At 66.4% G+C, this 21,471-nt stretch carries 18 protein-coding genes and 1 pseudogene; 10 read left to right on the top strand and 9 right to left on the bottom strand.

Annotation, left to right across the window (positions count from 1 at the left end; translation table 11 throughout):
* Positions 1-98 precede the first annotated feature (98 nt).
* Complete coding sequence (locus AC1PLA_RS18160; protein ID WP_481105071.1) at positions 99-998, bottom strand: manganese catalase family protein; 900 nt, start codon at positions 996-998, stop codon at positions 99-101.
* A 134-nt stretch (positions 999-1,132) separates the two neighbouring features.
* Positions 1,133-1,639: a YciE/YciF ferroxidase family protein gene (locus AC1PLA_RS18155; RefSeq protein ID WP_016900918.1), complete on the bottom strand. Its 507-nt coding sequence runs from the start codon at positions 1,637-1,639 to the stop codon at positions 1,133-1,135.
* Positions 1,640-2,188: 549 nt separating this feature from the next.
* Between AC1PLA_RS18155 and AC1PLA_RS18150 the strand changes: the two genes are divergently transcribed.
* A complete protein-coding gene (locus tag AC1PLA_RS18150) occupies positions 2,189-2,383 on the top strand; it encodes a hypothetical protein (protein ID WP_039816086.1) in 195 nt (64 codons plus the stop codon).
* A 23-nt stretch (positions 2,384-2,406) separates the two neighbouring features.
* On the opposite strand, the gene AC1PLA_RS18145 is transcribed toward AC1PLA_RS18150, so the two are convergent.
* Entirely contained in the window at positions 2,407-3,621 is a 1,215-nt protein-coding gene (locus tag AC1PLA_RS18145) for an FAD-dependent oxidoreductase (protein WP_481105070.1), read from the bottom strand.
* A gap of 312 nt (positions 3,622-3,933) precedes the next feature.
* Between AC1PLA_RS18145 and AC1PLA_RS18140 the strand changes: the two genes are divergently transcribed.
* From AC1PLA_RS18140 to AC1PLA_RS18125, 4 genes are all read left to right on the top strand, one after another.
* Positions 3,934-5,229: a sensor histidine kinase gene (locus AC1PLA_RS18140; protein WP_481105069.1), complete on the top strand. Its 1,296-nt coding sequence runs from the start codon at positions 3,934-3,936 to the stop codon at positions 5,227-5,229.
* Positions 5,226-6,002, top strand: a complete 777-nt coding sequence (locus tag AC1PLA_RS18135) for a LytR/AlgR family response regulator transcription factor (RefSeq protein WP_039518725.1) — start codon at positions 5,226-5,228, stop codon at positions 6,000-6,002. Before AC1PLA_RS18140 ends, AC1PLA_RS18135 begins: the two co-directional genes overlap by 4 nt.
* A 35-nt stretch (positions 6,003-6,037) precedes the next feature.
* Complete coding sequence (locus AC1PLA_RS18130; protein WP_481105068.1) at positions 6,038-6,409, top strand: hypothetical protein; 372 nt, start codon at positions 6,038-6,040, stop codon at positions 6,407-6,409.
* A gap of 162 nt (positions 6,410-6,571) precedes the next feature.
* Entirely contained in the window at positions 6,572-8,167 is a 1,596-nt protein-coding gene (locus tag AC1PLA_RS18125) for an APC family permease (protein ID WP_024940772.1), read from the top strand.
* Between the two features lie 247 nt (positions 8,168-8,414).
* On the opposite strand, the pseudogene AC1PLA_RS18120 reads toward AC1PLA_RS18125, so the two are convergent.
* Positions 8,415-9,136: pseudogene (locus tag AC1PLA_RS18120) on the bottom strand (hypothetical protein).
* 446 nt (positions 9,137-9,582) lie between these two features.
* On the opposite strand from AC1PLA_RS18120, the gene AC1PLA_RS18115 reads away from it, so the two are divergent.
* Positions 9,583-10,509, top strand: coding sequence for an oxygenase MpaB family protein (locus AC1PLA_RS18115; protein WP_481105067.1), 927 nt, complete (start codon positions 9,583-9,585; stop codon positions 10,507-10,509).
* A gap of 50 nt (positions 10,510-10,559) precedes the next feature.
* Here AC1PLA_RS18115 and AC1PLA_RS18110 read toward each other — a convergent pair whose 3' ends face one another.
* The 5 genes from AC1PLA_RS18110 to AC1PLA_RS18090 all read right to left on the bottom strand — a co-directional run bounded on the left by AC1PLA_RS18110 (position 10,560) and on the right by AC1PLA_RS18090 (position 16,421).
* Entirely contained in the window at positions 10,560-12,629 is a 2,070-nt protein-coding gene (locus tag AC1PLA_RS18110; RefSeq protein WP_481106229.1) for a M13 family metallopeptidase, read from the bottom strand.
* Between the two features lie 150 nt (positions 12,630-12,779).
* Complete coding sequence (locus AC1PLA_RS18105) at positions 12,780-13,475, bottom strand: glycosyltransferase (protein ID WP_104599937.1); 696 nt, start codon at positions 13,473-13,475, stop codon at positions 12,780-12,782.
* 117 nt (positions 13,476-13,592) lie between these two features.
* Complete coding sequence (locus AC1PLA_RS18100; RefSeq protein ID WP_024940767.1) at positions 13,593-14,588, bottom strand: aldo/keto reductase; 996 nt, start codon at positions 14,586-14,588, stop codon at positions 13,593-13,595.
* A gap of 277 nt (positions 14,589-14,865) precedes the next feature.
* Positions 14,866-15,435, bottom strand: a complete 570-nt coding sequence (locus AC1PLA_RS18095; protein ID WP_039518741.1) for a flavodoxin family protein — start codon at positions 15,433-15,435, stop codon at positions 14,866-14,868.
* A gap of 92 nt (positions 15,436-15,527) precedes the next feature.
* The gene (locus AC1PLA_RS18090; RefSeq protein ID WP_047127395.1) at positions 15,528-16,421 is read right to left on the bottom strand and encodes a LysR family transcriptional regulator; all 894 of its coding nucleotides are present in this window, start codon (positions 16,419-16,421) and stop codon (positions 15,528-15,530) included.
* A gap of 105 nt (positions 16,422-16,526) precedes the next feature.
* Here AC1PLA_RS18090 and AC1PLA_RS18085 point away from each other — a divergent pair, with 105 nt between their 5' ends.
* The 4 genes from AC1PLA_RS18085 (at position 16,527) to AC1PLA_RS18070 (ending at position 21,045) form a co-directional block, all read left to right on the top strand.
* Complete coding sequence (locus tag AC1PLA_RS18085; protein WP_039518743.1) at positions 16,527-16,937, top strand: DoxX family protein; 411 nt, start codon at positions 16,527-16,529, stop codon at positions 16,935-16,937.
* 31 nt (positions 16,938-16,968) lie between these two features.
* Complete coding sequence (locus AC1PLA_RS18080) at positions 16,969-17,799, top strand: dioxygenase family protein (RefSeq protein WP_481105066.1); 831 nt, start codon at positions 16,969-16,971, stop codon at positions 17,797-17,799.
* Between the two features lie 358 nt (positions 17,800-18,157).
* The gene (locus AC1PLA_RS18075; RefSeq protein WP_016900902.1) at positions 18,158-19,402 is read left to right on the top strand and encodes a putative DNA modification/repair radical SAM protein; all 1,245 of its coding nucleotides are present in this window, start codon (positions 18,158-18,160) and stop codon (positions 19,400-19,402) included.
* Positions 19,403-19,605: 203 nt separating this feature from the next.
* The gene (locus tag AC1PLA_RS18070; RefSeq protein ID WP_104599939.1) at positions 19,606-21,045 is read left to right on the top strand and encodes a UdgX family uracil-DNA binding protein; all 1,440 of its coding nucleotides are present in this window, start codon (positions 19,606-19,608) and stop codon (positions 21,043-21,045) included.
* Positions 21,046-21,471 lie beyond the last annotated feature (426 nt).

Below are 21,471 nucleotides of genomic sequence, written 5' to 3'. Positions count from 1 at the left end.
CCAACGGCATGCAGCCTGCTGTCCACAGTAGGTTACGCATTAAAAAGCCCGGGTCGCGAACGACCCGGGCCAGTCTCGGCAACTGCTAGCGCTGAAGATCAGCGTTGGATGTCGCCGGTGGTGGAGCCGGCGCCCGGGCCTGCGCCCAGGTCCGCACCGGTCACCCGATCCAGCTCGGGATTGGACAGCAGGCGCAGCGACATCGCATCCAATGCCTCGGTCTGGGTCGCATCCAGCGCAACCGTGGCCGAACCATCGCCACCGTCGACTGCGGACTGCAGCTCACGGTCTGCCACCACGTCCCACTGCTCGCCGGCATTCCACGGGCCAACCGTATCGCCTTCGCCCTGCGACATGTTGTAGTAGATGTCGGTAAAGCGCGGGTCGCCCGGCAGCTTGCCCGGCGGGAAGTTCGGCTCGATCGAGTACAACGCCTTCTCGAACGACTTCTGGTGCGCCACTTCGCGCGTCATCAAAAAGCGCAGCGCATCCGCAATGCCCGGATCATCGGTGACGGTGATCAGGCGCTCATAGACCAGCTTGGCGCGTGCTTCGGCAGCGATATTGGAGCGCATGTCCGAGGTCGGGCAACCGATCGAATCGACATAGGCCGATGTCCACGGCACGCCACTGGAGTTGACCAGGGCCGGGCCACCGCCATACAGGATCTGCTGGGTGTGGCTGGTGCTGTTCTGGGTCATGGAGCGCATCTCCATGGCCTCTTCCATGCCCTCGGACAACACGGCCTTGGGGCCCTTGTTGAGCATGGCGATGATCGAGCCGATGATTTCCAGGTGGCTCAGTTCTTCGGTAGCGATATCGAACAACAGATCCTTGCGGCCCGGATCGTCTTCGCCCAATGCCTGGGTGAAGTACCGCATCGCTGCAGCAAGCTCGCCTTGCGGTCCGCCGAACTGCTCGAGCATCAACGTGGCCAGATCCGGATTGGGTTCGGCAACGCGAACGGTGTACATCAGACGCTTGTTATGCATAAACATGGATCGTATTTCCTGGCTGGCGCCCGGCGACGACTGCAACGCGGCATGCGCGCAGAAACCTGAGGCTGGCTACGGGTGGGGGTTGCCCGCGGGATGCGGACACACGCAGGCGGCAGCGCCGCCCGCGCGATGCATCAGGCCGCTTTGCTGGCCTTGGATGCCTTTTGATTGCCGCCTTGCTCGGCGAGCAGGGTCAGCTTTTCATCGGTGGCCTTTTCTTCTTCCAGCGTCGACAGCAGCAAGCTCACCGCATCGGTATAGCCAAGCTGCTTTGCAATCGCAGCGATGGTGCCGTACGAGGCGATCTCGTAATGCTCCACCTTCTGTGCGCCGCCGATCAGTGCCGCATCGCGTACCGGACCTTCTTCGATCTCGTCGATCACCTCGCGGCTTTCCTCGACCAGGCCTTCCATCGCGGCACACTTGATGCGCTTGAGCTTGATGCCGAGCAGTTCGACGATCTGGTCGATGCGTTCGATCTGGCCCTGGGTTTCTTCCAGGTGCAGTTTGAACGCTTCCACCAGCTTGGGTTCGGTGGCCGCACGTGCCAGACGCGGCAGCGATTTGGTCAACTGCTTTTCTGCGCTGTAGATGTCCGACAGCTCGTGGACGAAAAGCTCTTCAATTGTCTTGATCGCCATGGGCGGCTCCTTTGGATGGATAGGTAGATAAACGATGCGGTGCAGCGTGTGTGCGTCTTGCCTTCAATGCGTGCGAGCCAGCTGCGTCGTCACTCCAGCATTGCGTTGCCTGACTGACTGACGCCAAGCCTGCAATGCAGCGTTGTTGTCGTGCTTGCTCGCGCTGTCTCGCATGGTCGCTACGCTAATCGTCGGCGTGTTAGCGCGATCGGTGGATGCGGTGATGCTGAGGCGATAACGACCTGTGCCGTGAGTGGCGCGGTGATGATGCGCATGCAATCGATTCGCCAGCGCCGAGCCGTGGCAATTGCACTGCAACCGACCGAGGTTGATGCCGGCTCCTCGAGATGCATGCGCACAACGCACACCGCGGCCTTGCATGCGGCACCGGTGCGCCTGTGCCGATGTCGATGTCGATGCCATTGCGCGGATGTCGATACGGACGCGCAGCGATTGCACCCGCACCGCGCGGCATGCACGACGGGGAATGCACGCCGTTGCAGACCGATGCGCTACAACCGATGGCTCGTTCTTGCTCCTGGAGCTGCCATGACGCCGTTGGACAAACCGTTACGCCGCGAGCTGCAGATCGGCGAGCAGGCCTATACCTTGATCATCGACCCGCAGGGCTTGAAGCTGGTCGAAAAAGGCCGACGCAAGGGCGTGGCCTTGCGTTGGGACGAGCTGGTCAGCGGCGATGCCGCACTGGCCCGCGCGCTGCAGGCCTCGCTCGGCGAGTCCTGATCGCAGCGCGCGGGAAAACCGATTCAGCGCGCAGGAAACAACCGTGCCAGCTCGCGGACCGCTGCAGCGGACGCGGCGTGATCCGGCGTGGCATCGGGGTTGTTGAAATCGTGGGCACCTTGCGACTGCACCAGCAAGCCATCGCGGCGTGGCACCACATTGAGATTGTGGCCGCGCCAGACCAAGCCGTAGGTCACTTCCGGTTGCGGAATCAGGCGGGCGGTCTGCCCACGCACCGGGATGACGCTGTCGTCGCCAAGCAACACACGCGCGCCATAGCCGGTGGCATTGACCAGGATCTTTTCGCGCAACTGGCCGAACTGGCGCGGATGCTCGAAGTTGCGCGTGTACAGCTCGCCGCCGGCCCGCAGAAAGTCGTCCATCAGCAGGCGCGCGTAGGCGCTGAGGTTGAAGGTCAGCTGGCTGTAGCGGCGCACGAACGGCACCGGAAACGGATGACTGCCGGGCGCAACCGGTTGCGAGCGTGGGCCCAGATCGTCAAGCAGGTCGCGCTCCAGTAGCGGGTAGTCCGGCTCGTGCGCTTCGGCCGACGCGCTCGGTTGATCGAACGGCACATCCGACAACGCATAGCCATCGCGCCATTCGATCGGCTCGCCCGGCAGGCCCAGCAGGGTCTGGTAGCGACGAAACGAAATGCGCGCCATCTCTTCCCAGCGGGTCCTGAAATCCGCGCTGGCGTGCTCGCTGGTGCACACGCGCGAGTCCGGCGACCACACGCCAGTGGCGTAGAACGAGCGCACATCCGGCAGGCGCTCGCGCGCATAGATGCGCACGCGCAGGCCCGCGCGTTGCGCCACCAGCGCGGTGGTCAGCCCGATCGCGCCGCAGCCGATCACCGCCAACTCGCGCGCATCCGCATCGGCGGCACGCACCAGCCGCAGCGCATGCTCGGCCGCGCCCCACGACAGCGACCACCCGCTGCCGCCATGTCCGTAGTTGTGCACCACCGTCTTGCGGCCGATGCGCTCGGCCTCGATCCGCGGCCCCTGTGCACGGAACGGACGGGTGCAGCCGTTGATCGCGATGATGCGATCGACAGCCGCACGGATCGGCGCCAGCGGCGGCGCTGCGGCGAACTGGTCGGGCGAGGCGCCCGGCGGCATGGCGGGTAGCGGCGAGGACGGCACAGCGGCCGCCTTGCCGGTCGCGGCCCAGCTCCCGGTGGAAGCGGCCGCGAGCGCGAGACCGGCGCTGTGCAGGAAATGACGACGGTGCATGCGGCTCCTGAGCGATGTAGAGAAGGTGATTGGGATAACGGCGCCCGCGCGGCCGGCCACGCGTAGCGCGCGCGGTGCAGTACCGGTAAACGCCAGGCCATGCGCTGCGCGCCAGCGACCGGCACCCGCAGCATCGTCGGTCGCGCACGCCGAGCATACCGCGCGCATCTGTGCCTGCCACCGCCGACCAAGCAGGTTTCGCACCGCGATCCGGGCAATTGAGGCCGCGCCGGCGGCCATTCGTCGCCCGGGGCTTTCGCCCGATCGCTTGCCGGCTATGCTCGCCGCGTCCCAACCCAACGAGTCGCCACCGTGTCTGCCAGCGTCTTCCTGATCGTGCGTATCGTGTTCGCCTGGGCCGCCGCATTGGTGGTGGCCGGGATCATGTGGGCGCAGTTGTTCGGCTCCACGGGCGCGTTCTTCGGGCTGATCTGCGTGGTGCTGCTGACATTGGCCCTGATGAGTGCGATCACGCATGTACGGCGGGTGCGCCTGATCGCCGGGCGGCTGGATCACGACACCTTGTCGACCCGCCAGCGCCGCCAGATCGAGGTGCCGCTGGACGTGCAGGCCAGCTTTGCCGTGGTCGAAGAGGCCGTGCGTGTGCTGCCGCGCGTGCAGGACATCGAATGCGCGCCCGGCAGCCTGCTGATCCGCGCCAAGGTGTGCCGCATCGACCCTTACGAAGGACGTCAGCCCTCGCGCTGGAACCTGTTCGCGCGTTTTGCGATCAAGCGCAACCAGGTGCTGGTGACGATCGCGCCGGGGCAGGGCACCAGCAGCGTCACCGTGTTGTGCGAACCCGACGCCGGTGCCTGGGTGGACCTGTTTGCGGTGGACGAAGGCAGCAATTACGAGAATGCCGAGGCGATCAACCGTGCGGTGGTGCGCCGGGTCGGCGAGCAGCGTCGCGACGAACAGGCCGCGGCCGAGCAATCGGTGATGGAAAAGGAACTGGCGGTGGCCCGCCTGAACCTGCTGCATGCCCAGGTCGAGCCGCACTTTCTCTACAACACGCTGGCCAGCGCGCAGGTACTGGCGCGCACCGACCCGCCGCGCGCGGAGATCATGATCGGGCACCTGATCCAGTACCTGCGCAGCTCGCTGCCCAGTGCCGATGGGGCCATCTCCACCCTGGGCGAAGAACTCGAACGTACCCAGGCCTATCTGGAAATCCTGCGCATCCGCATGGGCACGCGACTGGTCCTGCAGGTGGAAGTGCCGTACGAGCTGCGCGCGCTGCAACTGCCGTCGATGATGCTGCAGACCCTGGTGGAGAACGCGATCAAGCACGGGCTGGAACCCAAGCCCGGCGGCGGTACGATATGGATCCTTGCGCGTCGCGTCGACGACCACGCCACGCTGACCGTAGCCGACGATGGCCAGGGCTTCGGCACCCACACCCAGGGCACCGGCATCGGCCTGAAGAACCTGCGCGAGCGGCTACAGTTGATCTACGCCGGCAAGGCCAGCTTTGCCATCGTGTCCAATTTTCCCAGCGGAGTGGCCGCCACCATCAGCCTGCCTCTGCCGGCGCAGATGACCGCCACACGCATGCCGCCGCCGTTGCCAGGCACGCACAACTCCACCGCGCAGGTGAAGGCATGAGCGCGCTGCGTGCGGTGATTGCCGAAGACGAAGCGTTGCTGCGGCAGTCCCTGCTCGCGCTGCTGGCCGAGGTGTGCCCGCAGCTGCAGGTGGTGGGCGAATGCGAAGACGGCGCCAGCGCGCTGGAGACCATCGCCACCCAGCAGCCGGATGTGGTGTTTCTGGATATCCGCATGCCCGGGCTCACCGGCATCGAGGTGGCGGGTGCGCTGCGCGAGGTCAGCCCGCGTACCCAGGTGGTGTTCGTCACTGCCTACGACCAGTACGCCATCGATGCGTTCGAACACGGTGCGGTGGACTACCTGCTCAAGCCGATCAGCCGCGAGCGCCTGCAGGCCACCTGGCAGCGCGTGCAGCAGCGCGCCGCCGCCGGCCAGCCGGATGGCCAACTGCTGGAGACCTTGCTGAAGCGCCTGTCCGCACGCCCTGCTGCCCCCAGCGTCGCGCCGCCACTGGCCTGGCTCACCGCCAGCAGCGGCCGCGAGACGCGCCTGATCGCGCTGGACGAGGTGGCGTATTTCCAGGCCGACCAGAAATACACCACGGTGATGACCGCCGCCGGCGAGGCGATCCTGCGCACGCCGCTGCGCGAGTTGCTCGACGTGCTGGACCCGCAGGTGTTCAAGCAGATCCACCGCTCCACCATCGTCAACATGAAGGCGGTCGCCTCGGTGGTGCGCGAGGACACCGGCAAGGGCCGCCTGGCGCTGCGCGGGCGCAGCGAAACGCTCACCGTCAGCCAGCCCTTCATGAGCCTGTTCCGCGGCATGTAATTCCCCCGATCGCATCGACTGAAAGGATTGCTGATATGCGCCTGATCGCCTCCCTCGTGTATTGCCTGCTTGCCTTGGCCGGTTGCCACGACCGCAACGGCACCACCTCCATCACCCGCGCCACCAGCAATGGCCAGGACGTGATCTTCAGCAAGACCCTGGCCACCGCTACCGACCTCAATGTGCACTGCCTGGCCAGCAGCAGCGGTCGCTGCCATTACCTGGTGTACGAGGAACACTGCGCCGCGCCTGCCGCGGGCAACACAACGGGCATGCCGGCCTGCGCACGCAGGACGCTGGACAGCTTTGCGCTGACACCGGGGCAGGTGCGCGAACTGCGCGGCATTCCGCGTCAGGCGCATACCTGTGTGGATACCAGCGCGCCCAGCGCCGACTGCCATGGCTGAGCGGGCATTGCGGGTCTGGCTCGGCGGAAACACGCTTCAGCTATGTAGCAAGCCATGCTGCAACCGGACGCAAGCCTGAATACGCACTGACGATCAGCGGCCGCTTCTGCGATCATTGCGGGCTTGTTGCCGGTTCACGGCGTCCTCACTGCCAGGCTTCTCATGTCCGAACAATCGCTACGCCGCGACGTTGGCCCCTTCGCCCTCATGCTCACCGGCCTGGGCTCGATCATCGGTTCCGGCTGGCTGTTCGGTGCCTGGCGCGCTGCCGGCCTGGCCGGCCCCGGCGCGATCTGGGCCTGGATTCTGGGCGCGGCGATCATCACCACCATCGCGCTGTCCTACGCGGAACTGGGCGCGATGTTCCCCGAGTCCGGCGGCATGGTGCGCTACAGCCATTACTCGCACGGCTCGCTGGTGGGCTTCATCGCCGGCTGGGCCAACTGGATCGCGATCGTGTCGGTGATCCCGGTCGAGGCCGAGGCTTCGGTGCAGTACATGGCCTCCTGGCCATGGGCCTGGGCGCAGGGCCTGTATGTGCAGGCACCCGGTGGGGCGGGGGAGTTGTCGGTGCCCGGGCTGCTGATCTCGGCGGTGCTGGTGCTGGTGTATTTCTTCCTCAATTTCTGGAGCGTCAAGCTGTTCGCGCGCTCCAATACCCTGATCACCGTGTTCAAGCTGGTGGTGCCGGCGGCGACCGGCGTGGCCTTGATCGCCAGCGGCTTCCATAGCGAAAACTTCAGCGTCGGCATCCACGGCGATGCGCACGTGATCGACCTGGCCGCGGTGCTCACCGCAGTGGCTACCGCCGGCATCGTCTTCAGCTTCAACGGTTTCCAGAGTCCGGTGAACCTGGCCGGTGAAGCGCGCAACCCGGGCCGCAGCATTCCGTTCGCGGTGCTGGGCTCGATCGCGCTGGCCACGGTGGTCTACGTGATCCTGCAGGTGGCCTATATCGGCGCGGTGCCGCCGGACCTGCTGGCCAAGGCCGGCTGGCACGGCATCGATTTCCGCTCGCCGTTCGCCGAGCTGGCCATCATCGTCAACCTGCATTGGCTGGCGATGCTGCTGTACATCGATGCGTTCGTCAGCCCCAGCGGCACCGGCATCACCTATACCGCCACCACCGCGCGCATGGTCTACGGCATGGAAAAGAACGGCACCATGCCGTCGGTGCTGGGCAAGCTGCACCCGGTCTGGGGCGTGCCGCGCATGGCGATGTTCTTCAACCTGGCGGTGTCGTTCGTGTTCCTGTTCTTCTTCCGCGGCTGGGGCACGCTGGCAGCGGTGATCTCGGTGGCGACCATCATTTCCTACCTCACCGGCCCGATCAGCGCGATGGCGCTACGTCGGCACGCGCCGGAGCTGCATCGCCCGCTGCGCATCGCCGCGCTGCCGGTGCTGGCCGGCGTGGCCTTCGTGATGGCGACCGAGCTGCTGTACTGGGCGCGCTGGCCGCTGACCGGCGAGATCATCCTGCTGATGGTCGTGGCGCTGCCGGTGTACTGCTACTACCAGGCCAAGCAGGGCTGGCCGGACCTTGGCCGCAACCTCAAGGGCGCGGCCTGGATGATCTGCTACCTGCCGACGATCGCGCTGCTGTCCTGGGCCGGCAGCAGCGACTTCGGCGGCCATGGCTATCTCAGCTACGGCACCGATCTTGCGGTAGTGGCTGCAGTCGGCGCGGTGTTCTACATCTGGGGCGTGCGCAGCGGCTGGCGCACCCCGTCGGTGGAGAAGGCCGTCGCGCAGGCGTGAGCGCCTGATCGCTGATTGCTGCTGAAACAAGGCGTCTGTCTCCGGGCGCCGCAAACAAAAAACGGCCGGTGCACTGCACCGGCCGTTTTTTGTTGGTCGCCACGCACGCCATTGAGTGCAGCGATTGGCGCCGCCTGGCAGCGCACGCCGTGTTGCGATCGGACATCGGGCGCATCAATCAGGCCGTTTCGCCCGACGCGCGGCCTCGCCGATGCCTTGCGGCAACCACCGCATCCATCACAAACCGCTACGCCAGCGTCCCCGCCGCCGCACTGTGGGGAGCGGTATTGGCCACCAGCCGCGGCGCACCATCGAAGCGGTCCAGATCACGCAACAGTTCGGTGTAGCGACGCAGCCGCCCCATCTCGCGCATGTTGACGATGTCCTCGTGGCGCAATTCGCGCCTGGAACTGACCTCCTGCTTGTAGCGCAGCACTTCCGGATAACGGCGTGTCATGTCCAGCGCATCGGCCACGCATTCGACCGAGTCGGCATCCGGGGTGACCCGTGCGCGACTGTTGAAGGCGCGCAGCCAGCGTTCGAAACCGGCGCTGTGGTCGAACAGATCGGCGATGTACCACATGACGAACAGGATCGAGGCCCACGAGGTAAAGATGATCACCACGCGGCTGAAGGTGAGGTGGTAGTCGTTCTGCCAGAGCTGGTGGGTAATCACGCCCAGCAACACCAGCGAGATTGCCTGCCAGCCGATGATCGAGGCGATCACCCACTGTTTCTTGGCCACCTTGAGCAGATTGAGCTCCTGGTCGAGCTGTTCGTCGGTCTTTTCGCGCCAGTGCGCGACCTGCTCGTCGAAGGAGAGCCGATGGAGTGCGTTGTCCTGCAATAGCAGGCCCAAACCCTGGAACAAAGCGATCATGACAAGCTCCTGACGGATGGCTGGTACGAACGACTTGCTGCACCCGGCAACGCGCCGGTGCCCTGGAGCGACCGGGCAGCGGCTGGCAGTGATGCAGGCCGGTGCGCGGACGGCCCTAGTTCTAGCACTTTCGCCGTGCTTGGCAATGCCTGCTATGCGCCGAAGGCCAGCCAATCCTGCGCACCGGCGCACAAATCGCGGTATTCAGGCGCTTTGCAGCGTTTGCCGGCCGGCTGCAGCTGCAGTGCGCCGCCATTCTTGCTGCACTGCACACCCGCGCCTGCGTGATTACAGCCGTGGCGGTTGCGACCGGCGCGACCCAGTCCGGCGTACAGATCGCGTGAGCGCCGCGCAAGCATGCATGCCGCGCAAGGTCCAGCGACAGGCGGGCAAGCACCCGCCGAGAATGTCGGCGCGCATGGATACAAGCAGCGCACACGCCGCCGCCTTTCACCAATCCCAAATCCCCAATCCCCAATCCCAGCCCCTCAGCGCCACGACGCGGTCTTGCAACCGCCTAGGTATCCTTGCGCGCATGTCAGCCGTCCTGCGTACCCTCACTGCTCCCGCCGCCAGGCAGATCCATCGCTGGGTGCTGGGCGCGTTTCCGCGTGGCCAGAGCACCATCGACTACGACCAGCCACTCGGAGATCCCGGCATCTTCGGGCCCGACAGCGTCACCTGGCGCGTGCATTCCGAATTCCCCGGCATGTTGTCCGGCGGGCTGTGCGCATTGATGCTGCAGCTGCTGCACCCACGTGCGCTGGCCGGGGTCTACGACCATTCCAACTTCCGCGCCGACCTGATCGGGCGGCTGCGGCGCACCACCAACTTCGTCGCCGGCACTACCTACGCTCCGCGCGCCGAGGCCGAGCAATTGATCGCCCGCGTGCGCAGCATCCATTCGCATATCCACGGCCACACCGCCGACGGCGTGCCTTACGACGCCAACGACCCGCAGTTGCTGACCTGGGTGCACGTCACCGAAGCCTATGGTTTTCTGCAGGGCTGCCGACGCTATTGCCGCGACGTGCCAGCGCACATCGCCGATCGTTACTACGACGAAGCGCGCCGCGTCGCCGAAGCGCTGGGCGCCGCCGATGTGCCCGCCAGCGAAGCACAGGTCGGTGCGTATTTCGCCACCGTGCGCGGGCAATTGCGCATGGACACGCGCTCGCGCGAAGTGCTCGACATCCTCACCAGCATCCAGCTGCCGGTGCCGGCGGCCGGTCTGTCGCGCGGGGTGTTTCTCGGTGCCGGTACCGCCCTGTTGCCGGGCTGGGCCAGCGACATGCTCGGCCGCACCACCACACAGCGCGCACAGGCACATGCGTCGGCGCGGCTGCTGCGCAGCCTGTCGCCCTTGTTCCGCATCGCGCTACGCGACGGGCTGTCCGCACGCGCCTGCCGCCGCATGCAGCTGCCGCAGACGATGTTGCTGGAGTGGCCCGGGGCGCGGTGAGTGCGGGTGCTTGCCTGGTGTGCAGGGCGATGGTGTGACGCGGGGGCTGGCTACCAGATCCGCACCCGTTGCTCGGGCGGCAGGTACAACTGCTCGCCTTGCTGCACATTGAACGCCGGATACCAGGCATCGAGGTTGCGCACGGTCTGCGCGCGGAAGCGTCCAGGTGCGTGCACGTCGGTGAGCACAGCATTGCGTAGCGCCGCATCGCGGTACTTGCCGCGCCAGGCCTGGGCAAAGCCCAGGAAAAAGCGCTGGTCCGGGCTGAAACCGTCGATGGTCTGCGGCTTTTTGCCCCGCAGCGACAGCTGATAGGCGTCGTAGGCAGTGGCCAGGCCGGCGACATCGGCGATGTTCTCACCCAGCGTCAGCTTGCCATTGACGCTCAGGTCGTCGAACGGCTTGTACGCACTGAACTGCGCGGCAAGCGCATTGCCGGCGGCCTCGAACTTTTTCAGGTCCTGCGGCGTCCACCAGTTGTGCAGTTCGCCATGTTCGTCGAACTGCGCGCCCATGTTGTCGAAGCTGTGGCTGATCTCGTGGCCGATCACCGCGCCAATGGCGCCGTAGTTCACCGCATCGTCTGCGGCCGGATCGAAGAACGGCGGCTGCAGGATCGCGGCCGGAAACAGCAGGCGGTTTTCCAGCGGTACGTTCAGCGCGTTGACCTCCTGCGGCAGCATGTACCACTCGCGGTGATCCACGGCCTTGCCCAGCTTGGCCAGATTGCGCCGGTACTCGAACAGCTCGGCGCGCTGCACATTGCCCAGCGCGTCGTCGCGGCGCACATCCAGCGCGCTGTAGTCGCGCCAGGTGTCCGGATAACCCACCGCCACTGTCAGCCCGGAAATCTTGGCCTTGGCATGCTGTTTGGTCTGCGGGCTCATCCACTCCAGCGCATCGATGCGTTTGCCGAAGGCGGTGACGATGTTCCTGACCATCTCCTCGGCACGCGTCTTGGTCTGGGCGCTGACGTACTTCTGCACGTAGCGCTCGCCCACCGCTTCGCCCAGGGCCGCGTTGGTGGCGTCGATGCCGCGCTTCCAGCGCTGCCGTTGTTGCGGTGTGCCTTCCAGCGTGGTGCCGTAGAACGCAAAGCGCTCGTCGGCAAAGGCCTTGGACAGATACGGCGAGGCGCGGTCCAGGGCGCGAAAGCTCAGATAATCCTTCCAGGTCTGCAGCGACTCGGAGCGCACCAGCGCCGACAACCCGGTCACCGCGCCGGGCTGCCAGACGATGAAGTCCGGCTGCGCCTTCAGGCCGGCCGCTTCAAAGAACGGCGCCCAGTCCAGGCCGGGCGCGTTGCGCGCGAAATCGGCCTGTTTCCAGGGGTTGGCGCCGGCCTGCACGTTGTTGGTCTGTTCGGCGGTGGCATGCACGCGTGCCATCGCGGTTTCCAGGGTCAGGATGCGCTCGGCCCTGGCCGCCGCGTCGTCGATGCCGGCCAGTTCAAGCAGCTTGACGATGTGCGCGCGGTAGGCGTCGCGCATCTGCGTCATGCGCCCGTCGTCCAGATAGAAGCTGCGGTCCGGCATGCCCAGGCCGCCCTGCACCAGATATGGCACGTAGCGGCCCGGATGATGCAGATCCTGCGAGATCCACAGACCGAACAGCCGGTCGGTGTGGAAGTTGGTTGAGTTGAGAAGATCCACATCGGCGCGTAGCTGGCCGCCCAGGGTGCGCGCCAGCGCCTGCTTGTCATCCAGCTGCGCGATCGCATCCAGTTCCGGTTGCACCGGGCGCACGCCCTTGGCCTCGATGCCGGCTTCGTCCATATAGGCCGCGTAGTAATCGCCAATCTGCTTGTCTTCGCCGGTGACACGGTCGTTGGCGGCGGCGCCTTCGATGATGTCGCGGCTGTGCTGCTCGGTCTCGATCGCGATACTGACGAAGCTGTTGAAGCTGGAGCGGTCGTCCGGGATCTGGGTGGTCCTGACCCAGTTGCCGCTGGCGTAGCTGAAGAAGTCGTCGCCTGGTGCCACGCTGCGGTCCATGCCTGCCGCATCGAAACCGAAATCGCCCAGCTTGGGCGTGGTGGGCGCGGGCTTGGCGTGCCCCGTCGTTGCCGGTGAGGTGCCATCGCGGTGGCACGCGGCGGTGCTCAGCAGGGCAGCCGACAGCGCAGCGATCAGGACAGGGCGGTGCAGAAGAGCCATGCGAGTACAACTCGGAAACGAAAAACAGACATACCAGTGTAAATTGCCGCCGTCGCCACGTCCCGACGCGATGGCAGCGCGCGGCCGGCCTGGCAGCCGGCGGACACGCGCGGTTCAGCGCCGGCGCTGGTACCAGAAACCCAGCGCATCGCGGGTCTGCAGCATGCCGCGCCCGCGCCATAGAAAGCGCAGCAGCAGGCTCAGGTGCTCGCGCTTGGAAAAACTGCGCAGCTTGCGGTCGGAGGTGTGTACGGTCTGGCGCAGGATCACGAACCGCCCGCAGCGTGCCAGCGCGCGACTCAATGCCACGTCTTCGCCGGCGTAGTAACGCGTATCGAAGCCGCCGGCGCTGACGTATGCCGCGCGCGTGCAGAACAGGAAGCAGCCCGGGGCAATGCCGCTGAGACGGAACAGCCAGCCGAACGTCGCCTGCGCCATGCGTTCGAACCAGGCGCGCCTGCCCTGCAGATGCACCTGCGCGCCACCGCCGACCGCGCCGTTATCCAGCGCCGCCAGCGCCGCGCCGACCACCTGCGGGTTGATCAGCGTATCGGCGTCCAGAAACAGCAGGCGATCGCCTTGCGCCTGCTGCGCGCCGGCATTGCGGGTGGCGGCAATATGGCGCAGTTGCACCTCCAGCACCTGCGCACCGGCCGCGCGCGCGATGGCGGCGGTGTCGTCCTCGCAGGCATCGGCCACCAAGATGACCTCGTAGTCCAGCTGCATGGCCTGCGCACAGGCCTGCAGGCATTGCAGCGTCTGGCCGATCAGCGCGGCCTCGTCATGGGCGGGGATTACGAACGACAGCATGGCAGGACGTGGCACTCGGACGGTGGTGATGCCAAGTGTGCGAGCCATACCGGTGCGATGGCGTGAGCGCACGCAATCGCCGCACAGCTGCGACTGCGTGCACTCACGTGAGCACGCTCAGCGGCTGAGCGCGCCCATCATCGCTTCCGGATACCGCGTACCGGATGCGGCCTGCAACGGGAAGATCGCATCGATGCGTGCGAGCTCGTCCGGCATCAGCGCCACATCGAGCGCGCCCAGGTTTTCTTCCAGGTAGGCCAGCCGCTTGGTGCCCGGGATCGGCACCAGGTCCTGGCCCTGCGCCAGCACCCAGGCCAGCGCCAGCTGCCCCGGCGTGATGCCCTTGTCGGCGGCGATCGCCTTGACCTGCTCCACCAGTTGCAGGTTGCGGGTGAAGTTCTCGCCCTGGAAACGCGGCGAATGGCGACGGTAATCGTCGGCCTCGAAGTCGTCCGGCGAGGCGAATGCGCCGGTCAGGAACCCGCGGCCCAGCGGCGAATACGGAACGAATCCGATCCCGAGCTCGCGCACGGTGGCGAAGACGCCGTTGTCCTCCGGCTCGCGCGACCACAGCGAGTATTCGGTCTGCACCGCGGTGATGGGATGCACCGCATGCGCACGGCGGATGGTGGCTGCAGCGGCTTCCGACAGCCCCAGGAAACGCACCTTGCCCTGTTCGACCAGACGCGACATCGCACCGACGGTGTCTTCGATCGGCACGTTGGGGTCCACGCGGTGCTGGTAGTACAGGTCGATGTGCTCCACGCCTAGGCGGCGCAGGCTGGCTTCGCAGGCCGCTTGCACATAGTCCGGGCTGCCGTCGATGCCGCGCACCGACGGGTCGTTGGGGTCGAGCTTGATGCCGAACTTGGTGGCCAGAAACACCTCGTGACGGCGCGCGGCAATGGCCTTGCCGACCAGGATTTCATTGGTGTGCGGGCCGTACATGTCGGCGGTGTCGAGCAGGCTGACGCCGTGGTCGAGGGCACGATGGATCACCGCGATCGAGCCGGCCTCGTCGCTGCGATCGCCGTAGAACGCGCTCATGCCCATACAGCCGAGGCCGAGCGCAGAGACGGTGGGGCCGGAACGGCCAAGCGTGCGGGTTTGCATGGTGGAGGGAACTCCGTGCGGCGAACAAGTCAGGGGAGGATGCGGCGGCGCGCGTTAGCACGATGTGGCCCGGGCGGTGACGCGCCATGGGCGGCTGGCGGGCTGCCGTGGCGTCCGCTGGGCGCACAGGCAAACGTCGCACAGCCAAGCGGTCGGCAGCACAGCGCGCAAAAACCCGGGCGCGCGACGCGACTGCACGCAAGCCCCGCGCATGTCGGCAGGCCAGGGCCCACCGCCATACGCGGGTGTTCTTACGTAGGCGCTACCACTGGCCGCTTCAGCCCTTGAGCTTGCCGGCGAATTCAGCCACGCGCTTGCCGAGCAGCTTGGCGGTTTCCAGATCGCCGCTGCGCGGCGCTTCTTCCGGCGAGGCATCGGATGGCGAGATCGCCAGCGCGCCTGCCGAACCGGCGGTCCAGTTGATGTCCTGCGGACCGTGCGCCTTGGTGTTGGACGGCAGCAGGCCGGTACCTACCCAGACCTGGCCGTGCTGCTGCGACAGCGTCCAGAAATACTGGATGGTGGCGTACTTGTCGCCGTTCACCGAGGCCGAGTTGGTGAAGCCGGCGGCGATCTTGTCCTTCCAGGCCTGCGCAAACCACGGCTTGGAGCTGGCGTCGGCAAACTTCTTGAACTGCCACGCCGGCCCGCCCATATAGGTGGGGCTGCCGTAGATGATGGCGTCGGCTGCGCCGATCGCCTCCCAGGCGTCGTCGGGCAGGTTGCCGTCCTGATCGATGCGGTACAGCGTGGCCTCGCCGACACTGGCGGCGCCGGCATGCACGGCCTCGGCCAGTTTGACGGTGTGGCCGTAGCCGCTGAAGTAGATGATGGCGATCTTGCTCATGCGCAGTCCTGTGGGTCGAGGGGGCCCGATTGTGACCACACATGCCGTGTCAGGTTAATGACCATCGACGGGACGTACTGTTGCCGGGCTCATCAGCGCCCGGGATCGCCCATGCTGTCGACCAGGTAGTCGATGAAGCTGCGCACCTTCGGGGCCAGGTGGCTGCGGCTGGTATAGACGGCAAAGATGCCGATCTCCCCTAGTGCGTACTGCGGAAGGATGCGCACCAGCCGGCCGGCGGCCAGGTGCTCGTCGGCCAGGAAGTCCGGCTGCATCGCGATACCCAGGCCGGCCACCGCCGCCGCGCTCAGCACATGCCCGTTGTTGGCGCGCAGGCTGCCGTGGATGCGCACATCGCTATCGCCATCGGGCCCATGGAAGCGCACCTCGTCGCCGTTGGGCGAGTAGTGGTACAGCAGGCAGTCGTGGCCGGCCAGGTCGGACGGATGCATCGGGGTGCCGGCACGGGCCAGGTAGGCCGGCGCCGCGCAGGGCACCAGGCGGACCGTGCCCAGGCGCCGGGCAATCAGCGTCGGCGCCGGCTGTCGGGTGATGCGGATGGCGACATCGAAGCCTTCTTCGACCATGTCCACCAGCCGGTCCGACAGCGACAGGTCCAGTTCCACCTGCGGGTAGCGCGCGCAAAAGCCCGGCAGCAGCGCGGCCAGGCGCTCGATGCCATAGCTCACCGGCGCGTTGACACGTAGTACCCCGGCCGGCTCCAGCGCCTGCGCGCCGACCGTGGCCTCCAGATCGTCCAGGTCGGCCAGCAGTTGCAGACAGCGCTGGTAATACGCGGTGCCGGCGCTGGTCAGGCTGACCCGCCGGGTGGTGCGGTTGAGCAGGCGGGTACCAAGCCGTTGCTCGAGCGCGGCGACCTGCCGGGTCACGCTGGCGGTGGAGCGGTCCAGCGCATCGGCGGCGGCACTGAAACCGCTGCGTTCGGCCACTGCTGCGAACACGCGCATCGCATCGAGGGTATCCATGGATGTCCGATTGTTGCTTTGATCGCAATAAATTATCCGAACTAAAACTATTTATCAGAAATTTGTAAGTAATAGGCTGTGCAGGTCCTCACTGGAGTCCGTCCAATGTCCACCTCGCTTGCTTCCCCGCGTACCGCTGCCTATGGCGCCGCCTTGTTGCGCATCAGCCTGGGCGCGCTGTTCCTGGTCCATGGCCTGATCAAGTTGCTGGTGTTCACCCCGGCCGGCACCGTGGCCTATTTCCACTCGCTGGGCCTGCCGGGCGCGCTGGCCTATCTCACCATCGCGCTGGAACTGGGCCTGGGCCTGTCCTTGCTGCTGGGCATCTATGCGCGCTGGATCGGGTTGCTGGGCGTGCCGCTGCTGCTGGGCACCATCGTCAGCGTGCACGGCGGCAACGGCTTCGGTTTCTCCAATCCGGGCGGCGGCTGGGAATACCCGGCGCTGTGGGCGGTGTTGCTGATCGTGCAAGCCCTGCTCGGCGAAGGCGCGTGGGCGCTGAAGCCGGCGCGTTGAGGCTGCCTGTCGTTCTTTCGAGGAGTACGCCATGACCCGTTTGCCTTCCCTGTACATCTCGCACGGATCGCCGATGACTGCGCTGCAGCCAGGGCCGGTCGGCGAGCGCCTGGCCGAGCTCGCGCAGACCTTGCCGCGGCCGCGCGCGATCGTTGTTGCGTCCGCGCACTGGCTGGGCCGTCGCCCGCTGGTCAGCGGTGCGGCGCGGCCGCCCACCATCCATGACTTCGGCGGCTTCCCGGCGCCGCTGTACGAGCTGGAATATCCCGCGCCCGGCGAGCCGGCGCTGGCGCAGCAGATCCTGCGCCGGCTGGAACAGGCCGGCCTGCATCCGCATCTGGATCCGCAGCGCGGCTTCGATCATGGCGTGTGGGTGCCGCTGCGCCTGCTGTATCCGGCCGCCGACATCCCGGTGGTGTCGGTGTCGATCCAGCCCGAGCTGGGGCCGGCGCACCAGTTTGCGGTCGGCCGCGCGCTGGCGCCGCTGCGCGAAGACGGGGTGCTGGTGATCGGCTCCGGCAGCATCACCCATAACCTGCACGACTTCCGCCATGGCTACAGCGCCGAGCGCGAGGCGCCCTATGTGCGGCCCTTCATCGAGTGGACCGAGCGCAAACTGGTGCAGGACGACATCGCCGCGTTGCTGGACTATCGCCGGCAGGCACCGCATGCGGCACGGGCGCATCCCACCGACGAGCACCTGTTGCCTCTGTACGTGGCGATGGGCGCCGCCGGCGTCGACCGGCTCGGCGCACAGCGCATCGATGCCGGCATCGATGCGGGATTTCTGGCGATGGATATCTACCGGTTCGACGGCGATCCCGGCGATGATCGCGCGTTTGCGGGCCCGGTCGCCGCCTGAGCCCTGGCGACCGCAGCACGCCTGCACCGTCGCCGTCACCGACGGGGCAGGCAGCATGCCGGCCCCGCAATCCCGAGGCACCACCCAGCCGCCTGCAAGCCAAGGCATGTGGCCAGTTACTGCCGCTGCAAACCGCTGTGGTGCGGTGGCTACACCAGGCAAGACCCATGGCGATACGGCTTGGTATCTACGGCACACCGGCCCGCAGCAGCGACAAGGCATGCTGCCCGCAAGAGCCAGCGGCGCAGCCACAAGGCATGCTGCCGACAAGTGCCGGCAGTGCAGCGCTCTGAAGCATTCACGATGAAGGTGCTGTGCAGTCTCATAGGCTGAGACGCCTTCACGACATGCTGCTTGCGTGAAAATCCTCGACAAACTCGCAGTGCTGGCCGATGCGGCCAAATACGACGCGTCCTGCGCCTCCAGTGGCGCGAACAAGCGCAATTCGCTTGGCACCGGCGGGATCGGCAGCACCGAGGGCATGGGCATCTGCCACTCGTACACGCCCGACGGCCGCTGCGTGTCGCTGTTGAAGATCCTGCTCACCAATTTCTGCGTGTTCGATTGCGCGTATTGCGTCAACCGTGTGTCCAGCAACGTGCGCCGTGCGCGCTTCACGCCGGAAGAAGTGGTCACGCTGACGCTGGACTTCTACAAGCGCAATTACATCGAAGGCCTGTTCCTGTCCAGCGGCATCATCCGCAACTCCGATTACACGATGGAGCAGCTGGTGGAAGTGGCGCGGCAGCTGCGCGAAGTGCATCATTTCGCCGGCTACATCCACCTCAAGACCATCCCCGATGCGACGCCGGAATTGCTGGCCGCCGCCGGCCGCTACGCCGACCGCCTGAGCATCAACGTGGAGCTGCCGACCGAGCAGGGATTGACGCTGCTGGCGCCGGAAAAAAGTGTCGGCGGCATCCGCTCGGCAATGGGCGAACTGCGTTGGCGCATCGAAGAAAACCAGCTGGAGCGCAAGGCCGAAAAGCTGCGCCGCGCCAAGCCGCCGCGCTTTGCACCGGCCGGGCAGAGCACGCAGATGATCGTCGGCGCCGACGATGCCAACGACCGCAGCATCCTGGACACCAGCCACAATCTCTACGGCAATTACCGGATGCGCCGTGTGTATTACTCGGCTTTCAGCCCGATCCCGGATGCCTCGTCCAAATTGCCGCTGCAGGCACCGCCGTTGCAGCGCGAACACCGGCTGTATCAGGCCGACTGGTTGCTGCGCTTCTACGAGTTCAGCGTGGAGGAGATCGCACCGGCGCAGTCCAGCGGCATGCTCGATCTGGACGTGGATCCGAAGCTGGCCTGGGCGCTGCGCAATCCCGAGCGGTTTCCAGTGGATCTCAACGCGGCGCCGCGCGAGATGCTGCTGCGGGTGCCAGGCCTGGGCACCCGCAATGTGGAGCGCCTGTTGTTGTCGCGCCGGCATGCGCGCTTGCGGGTGGGCGACCTGGCGCGGTTGCGGGTGCCGATGAAGAAGCTGCTGCCGTTTGTGAGCGTGCTGGACCATCATCCGCGCCAGCGCCTGGACGACCCGGTGCGCTTGCGCGCGCAACTGGCGCCGGCACCCAGACAGGCGAGTTTGTTCGATTGAACCCGCAGCTGGCCGCCGGCATCCGGCGCTCCGCCGCGTCCGCCGGCGTCTGCCGTGTTGCCGGGCAAGCTGCCCGAAGCGCGGATAAGGATGGCATCAGGCGCAAAGCTGCCACCGAACGCCAGTGCTGACACAGGAACGCGACGCTTTGCGAATCCCCAATCTTAAATCCCCAATCCCACCTCTCCATCCCGACCGCCGCGATGTTCAACGCTGACGTCGAGCCGGGCTGGAGCCTTGAAACATGGCGTGCGCTGGCGCGGGCGGGGTGGTGCGCGCAGGTGGAGCCCGACTCCATCGCGTGGAATGGCGGAGCGCAGGGCGGCTTGTTGATGGGGCAGGGGCTGCTGGATTTGCCGGCAGTGGCTGCGGCGCCGCGGGTGTCGGCGGAGTTCCTGCAGATGGCGGGAGCGGTGCTGTGTCACCGCGATCCGCAGCGCTATGCGGTGCTGTACCGGCTGTTGTGGCGTGTGGCCTGCGGCGAGCGCGCGCTGCTGGAGCGGGCCACCGATGTCGATGTGCATCGGGTGATGCAGTGGCAAAAGGCGGTGCAGCGCGATACGCACAAGATGAAGGCGTTCGTGCGCTTTCGGCGTTTGCCGGTGGAAGAGGAAGACTTCGTGGCGTGGTTCGAGCCCGAACATTGGATCGTGGATCGGGTGGCGCCGTTTTTCGCGCGCCGCTTCGCCGGTATGCGCTGGGCGATCCTCACCCCGTATCGCAGCGTGCGCTGGGACGGCGAGGCGTTGACGTTCGGCGAAGGCGCCGTGCGCACCCAGGTGCCGGCCGAAGATGCGCAGGAGACGCTCTGGCGCACCTATTACGCGCATATCTTCAATCCGGCGCGGCTCAATCCAACCATGATGCGGCAGGAAATGCCGCAGAAATACTGGAAGAACCTGCCCGAGGCGAGCCTGTTGCCGGAGCTGATCCGCGAGGCGGGTGTGCGCGTGCGCGAGATGGCCGAGCGTGCGCCCGAGCCGGTGCGGCGACGAGTGCCGGTGGCGCCGACGCCGACCCCGGAAGTGGCCACGCAAAGCCTGGCGCAATTGCGCGTGGCCGCGCGCGATTGCCGGCGCTGTGCGTTATGGCAACCGGCAACGCAAACGGTGTTCGGCGAAGGGCCGAGCGATGCGTCGGTGATGGTGATCGGCGAGCAGCCCGGCGACGAAGAGGATCTGAGCGGGCGTCCGTTCGTCGGGCCGGCCGGGCGTTTGTTCAATATGGCGCTGGGCGAGATCGGCATCGACCGCGCCACGGTCTACGTGACCAATGCGGTCAAGCATTTCCGCTTCGAGCAACGCGGCAAGCGGCGTCTGCATCGCAACCCGGAACGGTCGCACGTGCAGGCCTGTAGCGGCTGGTTGCATGCCGAACGCGCGCAGCTGCGTCCGGCGCAGATCGTCTGCCTGGGCGCGACCGCCGCACAGGCGGTGCTGGGGAACGGCTTCCGCTTGATGCAGCAGCGCGGCCAGTGGCAGCGGCTGGACGACGGCACGCCGGTGCTGACCACCGTGCATCCTTCATGGGTATTGCGGCAGGGCTCGGAGGCCGCGCGCGAGGAAGGCTACCGCGGGTTTGTCGAGGACCTGCGCCAGTTGCTGGATGCACCGGTTGCTGCAGAGCGCATGGTGAAGACATAAAAAATGCGCGTGCAAATGCACGCGCACGGTGTCGGAGAACGAGACACCAAGTGGAACCACTGGCGAGCCAGTGGTTCCCTCACCGCCGCTTTGCGGTGTGGTGGGGCTGCCTGGAGCCTGTTTCCAGGCACGCGCGGATACAACGCTGCAACAGTGTCTGCGCCTGTTGCTGTGCAGCCGATGCGCCGGCGTTGTAGGGCAACGCCAGCGCGGCCAATCACTTCAGGCAAGAGCGACAAACAGGATTGCTGCAGGGTGGTCAGACAGGCGCGGTCGGTGTTCGACATCGGCATGTACCACCCGTACCTGCCGGTGTCGAGCGCAGCGTCCACGCTTACCCGAGTGCTTGCGGCAATGCAGCTGCTCTGAACGTTGCTGGCGTGCGCAAATCGTCGTCGACCCATCGACGGAACCTGGCTGCGTTCC

This window comes from Xanthomonas sp. NCPPB 1826 (assembly GCF_056725285.1).
This window is presented reverse-complemented; position numbering and strand designations above follow the sequence as displayed.